The organism is Oceanobacter sp. 5_MG-2023 (assembly GCF_030548165.1).
GTDB lineage: Bacteria > Pseudomonadota > Gammaproteobacteria > Pseudomonadales > Oceanobacteraceae > Oceanobacter.
In genome coordinates this window covers 1-13,462 of the sequence record NZ_JAUORS010000007.1, presented here as the reverse complement: position 1 = coordinate 13,462, position 13,462 = coordinate 1, and the positions used below count along the sequence as shown (strand labels likewise).

13 protein-coding genes are annotated in these 13,462 nt (G+C 53.8%); 4 read left to right on the top strand and 9 right to left on the bottom strand.

Features of this window, described 5'->3' with window-relative positions; genetic code table 11:
• Nucleotides 1-40: 40 nt before the first annotated feature.
• From Q4551_RS06295 to gpmI, 4 genes are all read right to left on the bottom strand, one after another.
• On the bottom strand, nt 41-1,156 hold the full coding sequence (locus tag Q4551_RS06295; protein ID WP_303432573.1) for a divergent polysaccharide deacetylase family protein: 1,116 nt from the start codon (nt 1,154-1,156) through the stop codon (nt 41-43).
• A 92-nt stretch (nt 1,157-1,248) separates the two neighbouring features.
• A complete protein-coding gene (locus Q4551_RS06290) occupies nt 1,249-2,589 on the bottom strand; it encodes a S41 family peptidase (RefSeq protein ID WP_303432572.1) in 1,341 nt (446 codons plus the stop codon).
• A gap of 117 nt (nt 2,590-2,706) precedes the next feature.
• Nucleotides 2,707-3,858 carry a murein hydrolase activator EnvC gene (locus Q4551_RS06285; RefSeq protein WP_303432571.1) on the bottom strand — a complete coding sequence of 384 codons (1,152 nt, stop codon included), beginning with the start codon at nt 3,856-3,858 and terminating at the stop codon, nt 2,707-2,709.
• A 3-nt stretch (nt 3,859-3,861) separates the two neighbouring features.
• The gene (gene gpmI, locus Q4551_RS06280; RefSeq protein ID WP_303432570.1) at nt 3,862-5,397 is read right to left on the bottom strand and encodes a 2,3-bisphosphoglycerate-independent phosphoglycerate mutase; all 1,536 of its coding nucleotides are present in this window, start codon (nt 5,395-5,397) and stop codon (nt 3,862-3,864) included.
• 199 nt (nt 5,398-5,596) lie between these two features.
• Between gpmI and Q4551_RS06275 the strand changes: the two genes are divergently transcribed.
• Nucleotides 5,597-6,022, top strand: coding sequence for a rhodanese-like domain-containing protein (locus Q4551_RS06275; protein ID WP_303432569.1), 426 nt, complete (start codon nt 5,597-5,599; stop codon nt 6,020-6,022).
• Nucleotides 6,023-6,036: 14 nt separating this feature from the next.
• Nucleotides 6,037-6,504, top strand: coding sequence for a protein-export chaperone SecB (secB, locus tag Q4551_RS06270; protein WP_303432568.1), 468 nt, complete (start codon nt 6,037-6,039; stop codon nt 6,502-6,504).
• Nucleotides 6,505-6,603: 99 nt separating this feature from the next.
• Here the strand turns inward: secB and trmL are convergent, their stop codons facing one another.
• A complete protein-coding gene (trmL, locus tag Q4551_RS06265; RefSeq protein ID WP_303432567.1) occupies nt 6,604-7,086 on the bottom strand; it encodes a tRNA (uridine(34)/cytosine(34)/5-carboxymethylaminomethyluridine(34)-2'-O)-methyltransferase TrmL in 483 nt (160 codons plus the stop codon).
• A 675-nt stretch (nt 7,087-7,761) separates the two neighbouring features.
• Between trmL and Q4551_RS06260 the strand changes: the two genes are divergently transcribed.
• Nucleotides 7,762-7,965: a hypothetical protein gene (locus Q4551_RS06260; RefSeq protein WP_303432566.1), complete on the top strand. Its 204-nt coding sequence runs from the start codon at nt 7,762-7,764 to the stop codon at nt 7,963-7,965.
• Nucleotides 7,966-8,072: 107 nt separating this feature from the next.
• Here Q4551_RS06260 and Q4551_RS06255 read toward each other — a convergent pair whose 3' ends face one another.
• From Q4551_RS06255 to glnL, 3 genes are all read right to left on the bottom strand, one after another.
• Complete coding sequence (locus Q4551_RS06255) at nt 8,073-8,840, bottom strand: 3-hydroxybutyrate dehydrogenase (protein ID WP_303432565.1); 768 nt, start codon at nt 8,838-8,840, stop codon at nt 8,073-8,075.
• A 380-nt stretch (nt 8,841-9,220) separates the two neighbouring features.
• Nucleotides 9,221-10,645, bottom strand: coding sequence for a nitrogen regulation protein NR(I) (gene ntrC / locus Q4551_RS06250; protein WP_303432564.1), 1,425 nt, complete (start codon nt 10,643-10,645; stop codon nt 9,221-9,223).
• On the bottom strand, nt 10,642-11,724 hold the full coding sequence (glnL, locus tag Q4551_RS06245) for a nitrogen regulation protein NR(II) (RefSeq protein WP_303432563.1): 1,083 nt from the start codon (nt 11,722-11,724) through the stop codon (nt 10,642-10,644). Before glnL ends, ntrC begins: the two co-directional genes overlap by 4 nt.
• A gap of 423 nt (nt 11,725-12,147) precedes the next feature.
• On the opposite strand from glnL, the gene Q4551_RS06240 reads away from it, so the two are divergent.
• Nucleotides 12,148-12,888: a CvpA family protein gene (locus Q4551_RS06240; RefSeq protein WP_303432561.1), complete on the top strand. Its 741-nt coding sequence runs from the start codon at nt 12,148-12,150 to the stop codon at nt 12,886-12,888.
• 30 nt (nt 12,889-12,918) lie between these two features.
• On the opposite strand, the gene trxC is transcribed toward Q4551_RS06240, so the two are convergent.
• Nucleotides 12,919-13,347, bottom strand: a complete 429-nt coding sequence (trxC, locus tag Q4551_RS06235; RefSeq protein WP_303432560.1) for a thioredoxin TrxC — start codon at nt 13,345-13,347, stop codon at nt 12,919-12,921.
• Nucleotides 13,348-13,462 lie beyond the last annotated feature (115 nt).

The window sequence follows — 13,462 nt, the reverse complement described above, 5'->3', positions numbered from 1 at the left end:
ATAACGCCCAAGAGCAACTAGTAGCCGCTAGCCGCAACGTTCAAGGCTGTAGATGGACTCGCATCACTCGGCGGGCGTGAGATTCCGGCAAACGTAATACACCGATACTCTGCTCGGCCTTTGTCGTCGCGGCATGCGCTGTTGTGCACGTCGGTGTGAGCACTGGTGAAGAGGTTAAGGGAGCGGTTAATGGTGCTGGGCCAGGGGTCGGTCTTGCCAGGGGCAGACTGATATTTGTGAGTGACCGCAGCGCCAGGGTCTTCGCATTCAGCAGCGCTCTTCCCTTCGCTGTATTTGCAGTACGAGTTGGCTGACCTGCGGTTATCGGGCAGGGCATCTCTTGAGCCGGATGATGGAATAAGGGGTCGGCATCGGCGGTATGAATCACACTGTTATGCGGGTCTGTTTTGCTGGCAACCAATGGCTGCTGTGCGGCGGTCGGCGCCAGTTTGTCGTGCAGCGCAGCCAGGTGCCAACCCCGGGACTCCGTTGGACGCAGGCGTTGCTGCAGAAACTGAATGGTCTCCGGGTAGGGGTGGCCAATCAACACCGCCTGGCCGTGTTGATTGGCCAATGTAATTGCTTTATCAAACTGCTGTGCCAGTGCTGCTGCGGAGCGATCGTTATCCAGAAATACATCTCTGGCCAGTACGGGGACGCCCGCCTGCAAGGCGGCCTGGCGGGCACAGGTGGCGGCAGTCGTGCGACTATCGATAAAAAACAGTTGCCGTTGACGGGCGATATCCATCACCCAGCTCATTCGTTCACAATCCTGGGTTAACAGGCTGCCCATATGATTATTAAGGCCACTGACGGCGGGAATCGCATCGAGGTCAGCGTTTAACGTGGCGCTCAACGTGGCTTTGTCCATCGTTGGGTAAAGCCCACCTGGCCCCAGTTTGACCCCGGACTCGGTCGCCATCGGAGCGTGCAGCATCACGGTATGCCCTTGCGCAGCGGCTTTGGCGGCAAGACTGGCAGCAAAAGGTGTGTGGGGTAAAAATGCCATATTGACCGGAGCGGGTAGCGCCAGCAGTTGCTCGCCAAGGAGACGATTGTTGCCAATATCATCAATGACCAGCAATAACTCAGCCGCCGCTGCAGGTAATGCCCAACTGCCGAGACACAGGGTCAGCCATATATGTGGTGCCATCATGGTGACTCAGATTCCTTGCAACACACTGGTTTGTGGAACACCTACTGTGGCGTCGGGCATCAACAACATCTGGATGGTGATTGGCTGCATGGCTACTGCCTGGCTCCCAGAATGGTCATGCCACGCAGCAGGGTATGGGCTTCGTAGAGCTGAAAGTCTTTCAGTAGCTGGTCGGCATTGGCCGCGGCTTCATCGGCTTCGTCAGTATTGCTGGCAACGTCCTTATTGGTCGTCGACTCGCCTTTTTGCGGGTTGGACAGGTGGCCCCGCAAATCGGATTCCTTGAATGTCCGGCTACGGGCACGCGGGGTCACATCGCTTTGTTCTACCAGAATGTCGGGGATAATCCCTTTGGCTTGAATGGAACGGCCGTTAGGGGTGAAGTAGCGTGCGGTGGTCAGCTTGACGGCTTTGTTGTCCGCTAGCGGTAATACGGTCTGTACTGAGCCTTTGCCAAACGACTGGGTACCCACCACAACGGCGCGTTGATGATCTTGCAGTGCTCCGGCAACAATTTCAGAGGCCGACGCTGAGCCGCCATTGATCAGCACAATCAAGGGCAAGCGTTCGGCAACCGTGGCAGGGCTGGCTGAAAAGCGCATATCCGAGCTGTTGCCCCTGCCCTTGGTATAGACGATCAGGCCTTCGTCAAGGAAGGCATCACTGACATCGACGGCAGCACCCAAGACCCCACCGGGGTTATTACGCAGATCAAGAATCAATCCCCTGACGCTGTGATCAGCTTGCCACTGTGACAGGATACGTACCAGTTCGGCACCGGTATGTTCCTGGAACTGGGTAATACGGAGGTAGCCGATCTGGTCGCTGAGTAACTCCGAGCGCACACTGCGAACCTTGATTTCATCGCGAATCAAGTCGAACTTCAGCAGCTGTGGTTCGTTTTGACGGCGTATTTCCAGCGTGATGGGAGAGCCAGGTTCACCGCGCATTTTTTCGATGGCATCGCTCAGTGATACACCGACCATGGCTTCGCCATCAAGGCTGACAATCAGATCACCGGACTTGATACCAGCCTTGGCGGCGGGGGTATCGTCAATTGGAGAGACCACCATGACCATGCCATCTTGCTGACCCACTTCCATGCCCAGGCCACCAAATTTGCCGGAGGTGGTTTCCTGCAGTTCCGAGAAGTCGTCGGGTTGTAAATACACCGAGTGCGGGTCCAGGGCTGTCAGCATGCCGTTAATGGCGTAGCCAAACAGGGTCTTGTCATCGACTTCTTCTACGTAGGCGCTGCGAATACGCTCGAATACTTCGGCGAAGTTTCTGAGTTCATCCAGCGGCAGCGGGGCCTGCGCTTGCTCTGCCAGAACGGGTTCCGTTGTGGTTGGCGGTACTTGGTCGGCAGATACCGGAGCGGACAAGGCCAGCGCCAGAGACAGTGCAGTGGCAGTTGAAACGATAGCGTGCATGGAGGTTCTCGTAGTCGTCAGTGGTCGAAGCATGGCATAAAAGCGGGGAGCTGTTAACGCAGACTCCCTATTGGCACTGGAGTTTCACTCACGTTGATGTGTTGTTGTTGCCGAATATCAGCGTTTGACCAGCCAGGCGGCAGGGTCCAGTGGCTTGCCACGGTGGCGAATTTCAAAATACAGCCGGGGTTCCTGTAGCCCGCCACTGCGTCCAACGGCACCAATCACATCCCCTTGATTGACCCAGGCACCGACGTCGTACATCAGGGTCTGGTTGTGGGCGTACAGCGTCATATAACCATCACCGTGATCAAGAATCATCAACAGGCCAAAGCCTCGCAACCAGTCGGAGTAGACGACCCGGCCGTGATGGACGGCCTGGATATTGGTGCCTTCCGGGGCGGCAATCAACCAGCCTTCCCAGCGACCAACGCCACCGGTATTGGGATTGCCATAAGCGGCGATGATGCGCCCGGCCAGCGGACGGGGAAGCGACCGTTTGAGGGCTTTAAAGGGGCGTACATCCTGTTTGCGCGGGCTTTTTTCGACCAGGGTCTGGACTTCATCAAACAGGGATTCGAGGCGTTTACGATCGGCCTGTTTACGCGCCAGCGTGCTTTTCTCGCTGGTCATTTGCTGGCTTAGTTGTGCCAGCAGGCGATTCTGTTTTTTCTTTTGTTGCGTCAGTTGGCGGTTTTTCTGATCCAGCGACTGCTGGGTACGTTGTAACTGTTGTTCCTGGGCGATGATTTCGTCGGCAATATGTTCCAGTCGGGTCAGCTCGCTGAGCGTGTGGTTGATTTCTTCCATACGGGCGCGATTAAAATAGCCAAAGTAGCTCAGCATACGCTGGGCTTGTTGGGAATCATCCTGGTTCAGCAGCATTTTGATCGGACTGTCGCCACCAAGACGATAAGCAGCCTGCAGCTGCTCTTTTAAACGCAAGGTATGCCAACTGCGCAGCTCATTGAGCTGCGCCTGATCCTGTCGGAGCTTTTTTAGGCGGTCTTGCTCCTCCTTGAGCAAGCGCCGGGTTTCTTCTATCTTGCGCGTTATGGCGCCGATGTCCTGGTCGGTGTTGCGTAACGACTCCGACAGCTTGCTGTGTTCGGCACTGGCTTCATTCAGCCATTGCTGCAGCTTGGCGATATCCTGCTTCAAGGCTTGAAGTTTGGCGGCATCACCGGCTTCTTCAGCAACCACAGGGAGCGTGGTGGCGAGGCTGAGCAAACAGGTCAGCAGCAGGCTGGACGGAGTCGGGATTTTCATGGTTCAGCTATAGTCCACCAGAGAATTGCCGGTCATTTCGGCAGGTTGTTCCAGGCCCATCATGGCCAATAAGGTTGGCGCGATATCACACAGTCGACCGGGTTGAATGGCGCCCTGTTCACGTTCGTTAACGTACACCAGGTTGACCGGGCCGGTGGTGTGCTGGGTCATGGCCCGGCCCTGATCGTCGAGCATTTGCTCGGCGTTACCGTGGTCGGCGGTGATCAGACACTCTCCGCCCACTTCGAGAATGGCGCTGGTGACGGCTTCGAGAGCGGTGTCGATAGCTTCGGCGGCCTTGACAGCGGCATCCATAATACCGGTATGACCTACCATATCGCCATTGGCATAGTTACAGACGATCAGGTCGTAATCACCATGCTTAATGGCATCAACCAGTTTTTCGGTGACTTCCGGTGCGCTCATTTCAGGCTGCAAGTCATAGGTTGCCACGCTGGGAGAGTTCACCAGAATACGGGTTTCACCGTCGTATTCGGTTTCCTGCCCGCCGGAGAAGAAAAAGGTAACGTGGGCGTATTTTTCGGTTTCAGCAATCCGCAGTTGTTTCATGCCCTGGTTGGCAATGTATTCACCCAGGCCGTTGCTCAGGGGTTCGGGTGGGAAAGCACAGCTGGCATCGATGCTGGCTGCGTATTCAGTCAACATGACAAAGTCACTCAGGGCTGGACGTAGCGCTCGGTCAAAGCCGTTGAATTCGTCACCTTCCACAAACGCCCGGGTCAGTTCGCGGGAGCGGTCAGGGCGGAAGTTGAAGCAGATAATGGCATCGCCATCCTGTACCGGGGCTGGCTCGCCGATCAGGGTAGCGGTGACAAATTCGTCGTTTTCATCACGCTCGTAGGCGGCCTGCAGGGCATCGCTACCGTTGCTGGCGGTGTACTGGGCGTTGCCTGTGGTCATCAGGTCGTAGGCGGTCTGTACCCGTTCCCAACGATTGTCACGGTCCATGGCAAAGTAGCGACCGACGATACCGGTGAGGTGGGCGTTGCCCAGCTCGGTGCATTTGGCTTCTATTTTGGCAATGGAGTCGGCGGCCGAGCGGGGCGGGGTATCCCGGCCGTCGAGAATGCCGGTAACACAGACTTGCTTGATACCACGCTCATGGGCCATTTCGAGCAGGGCGACCAGATGGTCTTCATGGCTATGAACACCGCCGGGTGATAGCAGACCGGTGAAATGTACTGCGCCCCCTGCGGCTTTGGCCTTGTCCATCGCCGCCACCAGTGCCGGGTTCTGTTGCAGCTCGCCATCAACAATGGCTTTGTTGATACGGGTGAAGTTCTGGTAAACGATGCGACCAGCCCCGAGATTCATATGGCCGACTTCGGAGTTGCCCATTTGCCCATCTGGCAAGCCAACCGCTTCTCCAGAAGTCTGGATCAGGGTGTTGGGGAAGACATCCAGCAAACGATCCCAGGTCGGTGTGTTGGCATTGGCAATGGCGTTGTTATCGGTTTCTGCCCGATAACCCCAGCCGTCCAGAATAATTAATGCAACGGGTTTGGGACGCTTGTTCATGATTCGGCACCGTGTGTAATGATTTGATGCCCTGATTGTACTGAAAGCCAGCTACTGATCACAGTGGGCAAAATGGTTCGATATAATCATTGGCACTTATGCTTCATTGGAGCAGATCAAACCGCCGCTCCCCGGAGTGCTGCAAGAGTGGGACAGTAGCGCGGTCAGAGGTTATACTCCGGGCCTGATTTTTCTGGCAATGACGAGAATTATGGAACAGGTGTTCGAATTTATCGGTAACCACTGGTGGCTGGTGGCTATCTGGGGCGCGTTTCTGGCGGCCCTGTTGTTTGATAACAAGCAACGTAGTGGCGCGTCGGTTTCTCCGGCTCAAGCGACTCAATTGATTAATCGTGAAGACGCTATTGTCGTCGATATCCGCGATAAAAAAGACTTCAGCAGCGGCCATTTGGCCAATGCTCGCAATATTCCGTTTTCCGAGCTGGCCAAGCGGATGAACGAGTTGAATGCTCATAAAGATCACCCGATTGTACTGATCTGTAAAACCGGTACAACAGTGTCCGTGGCTGCCAAAATGCTCAAGGAAAAAGGCTTCAACACCGTACGTCTTTCAGGCGGCATGATGGAGTGGAATGCACAGAATCTTCCGGTAGTACGCAAATAACCAAGGAACTATTTATGACTGAGAATGCACAACCACAATTCGCTCTGCAGCGCGTTTATGTCAAGGATGCTTCCATTGAAGTGCCTAATGCGCCGATGGTGTTTACCAAAGAGTGGAAGCCTGAAATCAAGCTGGATCTGAACACTGGCGCGCGTCGTGTTGATGAAAGCCATTTTGAAGTGTTTGTTAAAGTGACTGCAACGGCAAAACTGGCCGATGACGAAACCGCCTTTCTGGTTGAAGTCATGCAGTGTGGCCTGTTCCTTGCCGACAATATTCCGGAAGAACAGCTGAAGCCAATGATGGGTGCGATGTGCCCCAATATCCTGTTCCCATACCTGCGTGAGTCGGTTGACAGCCTGGTTGTAAAAGGCGGCTTCCCGGCACTGATGCTGGCACCGATCAACTTCGATGCCCTGTTCGCCCAGCGCATGCAGCAAGAAGCGGAAGAAGCAGTAGCAGCACCTGAAGCAACTCATTAAGTGCTGGCTCCCTGATACTGATCAGGGAGAATAGAATGCGCTGTCTGACTGATAAAACGCCTGGCTTATGCCGGGCGTTTTTGTCTCAATGGCCTTCATCTAGATACCATCCCCTGCCAATCTGGCACCTTCATATCCAACCTGCCGCCAGGCTTCAAACACCAGTACCGCAACAGTATTCGAGAGGTTAAGGCTACGGCTGTCGGGAAGCATTGGCAGCCTTAGCCAGTGGTCTGCGGGAAACTGTTGTAACACCTCGGCGGGCAAGCCACGGGTTTCTGGTCCAAACATAAAATAGTCGTCTGGCTGAAATGTTGCGGAAGAATGCACCCGGCTGCCCTTGGTTGTTAACGGAAACAGTCGGCCAGGCTGAGCCTGTTGCAAGAATTGACCAAAATCAGGGTAGGTTTTGACCTGGGCATATTCGTGATAATCCAGCCCGGCACGGCGCAGTGCCTTTTCTTCCAGAGAGAATCCCAGCGGCTCGATCAGATGTAACTGGCAGCCGGTATTGGCGCACAGGCGGATGATATTACCGGTATTGGGTGGAATTTCCGGTTCAAATAAAACGATATGAAACATGCTGTTATCCGGAGAGCTGACGGTGAACCAGTATAGTTTTTCAGGGGAATGACCACCAGATATGTTCAGAGCAGAAGGTTTGCGGCTGACATTTTTTCTTGGCTGAATCTTTTAACTGGTTTGTAAAAACAGAAACTGGCTCGATATGCCATGTGAATCAGCCATAAAAAATGGTTAATTATTGAACATTATCGTCAAAGTGTGTCTAAACTTTCAGAAGGAGCCAATTTGGCTTGGTAAAGAACCTGGTAAAAACAGACCAGTAATAGCGGGCAACAGACGCACACAACGCCCGTGTGAGCAGTGAGTCTTGATAATACAAATAAGAATCCAGGATAGCCTCACACTCACGCGTCTTATGCCCAAACCTGTATGTCCGTCAGGATGTGTACAGCAGGGAACGGTTGGTAGTGGGATCGACAGCTGTAACGACTACCAGACGATTATCAGACATCAAACCACCTCAAGATGAATGGATGCCACGATGGTGAACAGGGCGAGATTTCCCTGTTGGGCTGGCTGTATGGCTGGTTCCGACAGGCCTGTGTGAAACGCGAGCTGATCATACTGATCCAGCCGCATATTGTGGATAGTGCCAGAGGAAAACAGTGATCGGGAAAACCCGTCACCGCTTTTTATTCTGTCGCCATCCGTATTTACCCGGAGGGTTACACCATGAATAACCAATGGTATGGAAAAGGAGCGGCGACAGCCGCTTTTGCCGGGACGCATCCCGTGCGCCACCATGTGCGCAGTCATATGCTGCACGATACTCCGGAAAGGGAACTTCCATTAAAAGACGTCGTACTGGTACTGGGAGGGTCAGTACTGGTTGTGGTCGGCATTACCTTCCTGACCAGCTGGCTGATTTACGGCTAGCCGTTTGAGGGTCTATAAAAAAACCAGCGTCTGACGCTGGTTTTTTTTGTCCATCCATACCTGACTGCCACCGGCCGTGATCTACCGCAGTCGATAATGACCCGGCGCTAGCGGGCGACCCAGCCGCCATCCAGTACCATGGTCTGACCGGTAATGTTTTTGGCGGCAGGACTGGCCAGAAACGCCACGGTGCCAGCAATTTCCGAGATATCGATAAATTGTTTTTTCGGCATGGGTTCCAGCATGATCTTGTTGATCACTTCTTCTTCAGAAATACCGTTTTCCTTGGCCTGGGCGGCAATCTGCTTTTCGACCAGCGGGGTTTTGACGTACGACGGACAAATGGTATTGACCGTGATGTCGGTATCACCGGTTTCCAGCGCCAGGGTTTTGGAAAAACCAATCAGGCCATGTTTGGCAGCGACATAAGCCGATTTGTATGGCGAAGCGACCAGGCTATGAATTGAGCCAATATTGATGATGCGGCCGAATCCTTGTTCACGCATGGCGGGTAGCAATGCGCGTGACAACATCGCCGGGCCGACCAGCATAACGTCAATCAGCAGCTTCCAGCGATCGGCAGGGAAGTCTTCCAGCCGGGATACAAACTGTAGGCCAGCGTTATTGATCACGACGTTAATGGGATCATTGGCAAACTGGCTGGCAAGGGCATCAATGGCAGTGACATCGGACATATCCGCCATCGCGGTACTCGCATCGATACCGGCGGCTTGCAACTGCAATACACCTTTGTCCAGCGCTTCCTGGCTAATGTCAGAAATCACGATTCGAGCGCCTTGCTTGCCCAGGTGTTCGGCAATTCCCAGGCCGATACCACTGGCGCCGCCAGTAATCAGAATGTGCAGCTTGTTCATATGGGTCTAGCCTCCTGTCCTTTCGGTTTTGATTTTGACTATAGCAATCGCTCTGACCACAGAGTATCCGTCTTTGTTACGAGAAGGCGTGATGGTTTTAGCACAGGGGTGGCGCCGGGGCGGCCAATATCGCAGGAAATCGACGAGCGGTGGCCCGTTGGTTGTGCGAAGAGATCAGGTCAGCCCGGAAATCAAGCCAGGATAAACAAGAGTGGTCAAGCCATGCCCTGGGCCGGGATGTATGGAGACGGGGTGTATGGAGACGGGGTGTATGGAGACGGGGTGTGTTTGGCATCACCCAGCCGACGATGGCGTCTGGCTGGGCAATACTGCAATCGCCTTATCCTATCGAGAAGACGATTGCATCGGGTGTGGCAGGCTTATTCTTCTGCTTCAGAATCGTCGCTGCCGGTTTCCATATCCAGTTCCTTGATCTTGCGGGTCAGGGTATTACGTCCCCATCCGAGCAGGTTGGCGGCATCCCGACGACGCCCGGCGGTATGCTTCAAGGCGGTTTCAATCATGATGCGTTCAAAGATGGGAACGGCCGTATCCAGCAAGTTGACCGCACCATGGGACAGCTGTTGATCGGCCCAGAATCGCAGATTCTGTTCCCAGTTGCCGGAGGTTTGGGTGCTGCTTTGCTGTTCCAGCAGCTCGGGTGGCAGGTCATTGATCAGTACTTCACGGCCAGAGGCCATGACGGTAATCCAGCGACAGGTGTTTTCGAGCTGGCGGACGTTACCGGGCCAGTCCAGTGAGCTGAGAAAGTCCTCGGTTTCTGGTCGCAGGGTTTTGGATTCAACATCCAGCTCTTCGGCAGCTGACTGCAGAAAGTGGCTGAGTAGCTGCGGAATATCTTCACGACGATCGGCCAGGCGCGGGATATGAATCCGGATCACGTTCAGGCGATGAAACAAATCTTCCCGGAAGCGGCCTTCTTTCACCAGGGTTTCGAGGTTCTGGTGAGTGGCGGCGATAATACGGACGTTGACGTTGATCGGAGTGGTGCCACCGACCCGGTAAAATTCACCATCGGCCAGTACTCGTAACAACCGGGTCTGGGTTTCGGATGGCATATCACCGATTTCATCGAGAAACAGGGTACCGCCGTTGGCTTGTTCAAAACGGCCGCGACGCTGCCCGCCAGCTCCGGTAAAGGAGCCTTTTTCGTGGCCAAACAATTCCGATTCAATCAGGTCTCGTGGAATGGCCGCCATATTCAGGGCAATAAACGGTTCAATTGCCCGCGGGCTATGCTTGTGCAAGGCATGGGCAACCAGTTCTTTACCAGTACCGGATTCGCCATTGATCAGTACTGTGATGTGGGAGTGGGACAGGCGCCCGATAGCACGGAACACTTCCTGCATCGCCGGTGCTTCACCGATGATCTCATGTTCGTTGATTTCTTTTTCCGGTGCCGTGGTATTGGCGGACATTTCTTCAAAGTGGGCGATGGCCCGCTCAATCAGGCTGACTGCCTCATCGACATCAAAGGGTTTGGGCAAGTATTCGAACGCCCCGCGGCGGTACGAAGAGACTGCGCTCTCGAGATCGGAGTGGGCCGTCATAATAATGACGGGCAAGTCCGGGCTGGCTTCGTGTACTTGTTCCAGCATCATCAGGCCGTCCATACCCGGCATCCGGATGTCGGTGATGATGGCGTCCGGTTGTTCCCGCTTCAGCTGATTAAGGGCAGGCTCCGCCTGTTCGAATACCCGAGTCTGGATATTGGCTTGATCAAGTGCTTTCTCCAGCACCCAGCGAATGGATTTGTCGTCGTCGATGATCCAGACAGTACTCATAGCGATTCCAATGGTAAAAAGATGGAGAACACAGTGCGGTGAGGCGCACTGGTAAATTCGATAATGCCGTTAATTTGATTGATGATGGATTGGGAGATCGATAACCCCAGTCCGGAGCCTTCGGCACGGCCACTGACCATGGGGTAAAACAGGTTGTCCTTGATCGAATCCGGTATGCCCGGACCGTTGTCGATGATTTCTATCTGGGCAACCAGTCGGTGACTGTGATGGCTGATGGTGAATTGACGGACACTGCGGGTACGAATGGTCAGGCTTGGGCGTTCTTGCTGATCCGGATTTTCCAGCATGGCTTGCATGGCGTTACGGCCAATATTCAGCAAGGCCTGGATCAGTTGACCCTTGTCGGCTTCAATTTCCGGGATCGACGGGTCGTAATCCCGGTGAATAACCACCTGGCCACGACTTTCGACATCCACCAACTGACAGATACGTTCCAGCACTTCGTGGATATTGACCGGTTCCTGTTTGGGAATATTGCGTGGCCCGAGCAGGCGGTCGACCAGATCGCGCAGGCGGTCGGCTTCTTCAATAATAATGTGGGTGTATTCTTTCAGTTCGGCGGAGGGTAATTCGCGTTCAAGCAGCTGAGCGGCACCGCGGATGCCACCAAGAGGGTTCTTGACCTCATGAGCCAGTCCGCGAACCAGGGAGCGGGTGGTTTCTTGTTTGGCAATCAGTTGCTCTTCCCGACTGATACGCATCAGGCGATCACGGCCCTGCAATTCAACCAGTAGCGTTGGCGTACGGGTCTCCGGGTGCGTTACAGGGCTGACGCTGTAGTCGAGAGTCAGGGTTTGCTGGTTTTGTAAATGAATCTGGGCTTCCCGCTTGGTGTAGGAATGGCCGGTAATAACGGCATCCCGCATGGCGTCGATATCGCGTTGATCTTCAACGGCCAGGTCGAAAAAGTGAGCTCCCACGCCGCGTGTACCGCTGACTTCCAGCAGGGCTTCGGCGGAAGGGTTCATATGAATAATAATCAGGTCGGCATCCAGCAGCAGTACACCGGTATTCAGGTGTTCCATGATTCGTTGGTTGAGCAGGGGGCTGGCGCGCATTGTCAGATTCTCCGTATTCACACCTAATTTGCAAAAAATAAGCCAGTTATCATCGGGTGCACAACAATAGCGCCATGATCGCATTAAGTTGTGGCGTGGCGAGTTAAACGATGATAACTCAAGACTTATTTTGTTCTGTTGTGGTGCGTTTTTAAATATGTTTGTTATTTTTTGGTGCGTTTTGAGTATTTTGCGGAAATAGTTACTCGAGAATAATTGATATTGGCACCCGTGTACCGGTGATCGGTGTGTTTGTTGGGTGGTACTGAGGGGAAATTGGGCAAGTCGTAATATTTGGTCTGTAACTTGCGTTCAACGAGGCTCTCATGTCCCGGCCTGACGCATCTTCGACCCTTGGTCAGTGCCGTTGTTCGGATGAAATAATAGCAAAAACAAGGATGATCGCACGGTGGCACGCAGCTTATGATATTTGATGTCGTTATTTTACTGGCGCTTCTGACGCTGATTGTATTGGGGTATCGATACGGTACCTCAAAGGAAATGCTGGATCTGGCCAAGGTGTTTTTGCCTATATCCATCGCCAGTGCCTATAGCGATCATTTTGGGTTGTATCTGACTCAGATCGGAATTTTAAGGGCTAACGATTGGGCTGTATTAACATTGACCGGGTTTCTGGTTCTGTTTCTGGCGATGTGGTTTGTTATTCGCTTGGTGGAGCGTGTGGCAATCCGCTATGACATACATGGGCGCTGGATCAAGGAGAATCGTTTTACCAGCTTCACCAACCGGATTTTTTGTGCGATTGCCAATGGTCTGCAGGCACTGTTGTTATTGACGTTTTTCAGTTTTCTCAGCACCCAGGTGAGCTTTGTGCCCAAGCACTACAAGAGCTATCTGATGGCAAACTCGATTTCCTATCCGGCCATTGACCGTATTTGCCGCCATATGGTGAACGGCCAGTTTGTGGATGCATTGATTAATGATCCAACCGGCACGACCAAGATCGAACTGATCCTGAAAACGGTCACAGACAAGACCATGCTGACTGATATTTCGGAAGAAATTCAGCGCTCGACCATTGTTCGGGCGCGGGATGCACTGAATAAAACACTGCAGGAATTTGAACGGAAGCCCGACGCGTCGCCAACCGTGATTGAAGAAACCATCATGACCAGCACCGAACCGTCCAACGGCTTGCATTAGCCGTCGACGGGGGGCGGTTGGCTGTGGCCGTTATTTCTGCAGCGCGGCAGCGATCCACTGGCGTAGCTGGGGTGCTGGCAAGGCGCCGGCGAGACGATCGACTTCTTTGCCGTGGCGGAACAGGATCAGCGTTGGAATGCTGCGAATGCCCAATTGTTGACTCACCATGGGCGCCTGTTCGGTATTGACCTTGGCGAAGCGCAGCTGATGTTGCTGTTCTGCGCACAACTCCTTGAAAACAGGCCCCATCATCTTGCACGGTCCGCACCATTCCGCCCAGAAATCGACCAGTACCGGTAAATCATTTTTGGCCAGAAAGCGTTGATAGCTGCTGTCGCTCAAATCCGTCGGGGTGCCATTAAACAGGGGGGCTTTACATTTGCCACACTGGCCCTGGCTGTTGTGTTTGTCATCGGGGATACGGTTGATGGCACCGCAGGATGGGCAGGTATAGTGCATGGTATCTCTCCAGATAATAACGTGTTGATTATAGCTATAGGGGACATCGATTTAATCCTGCACGGCTCTGCGCGAGTGTTGCCGTTGTTCAGGGCAAGGCGACGAATGCAGCGAA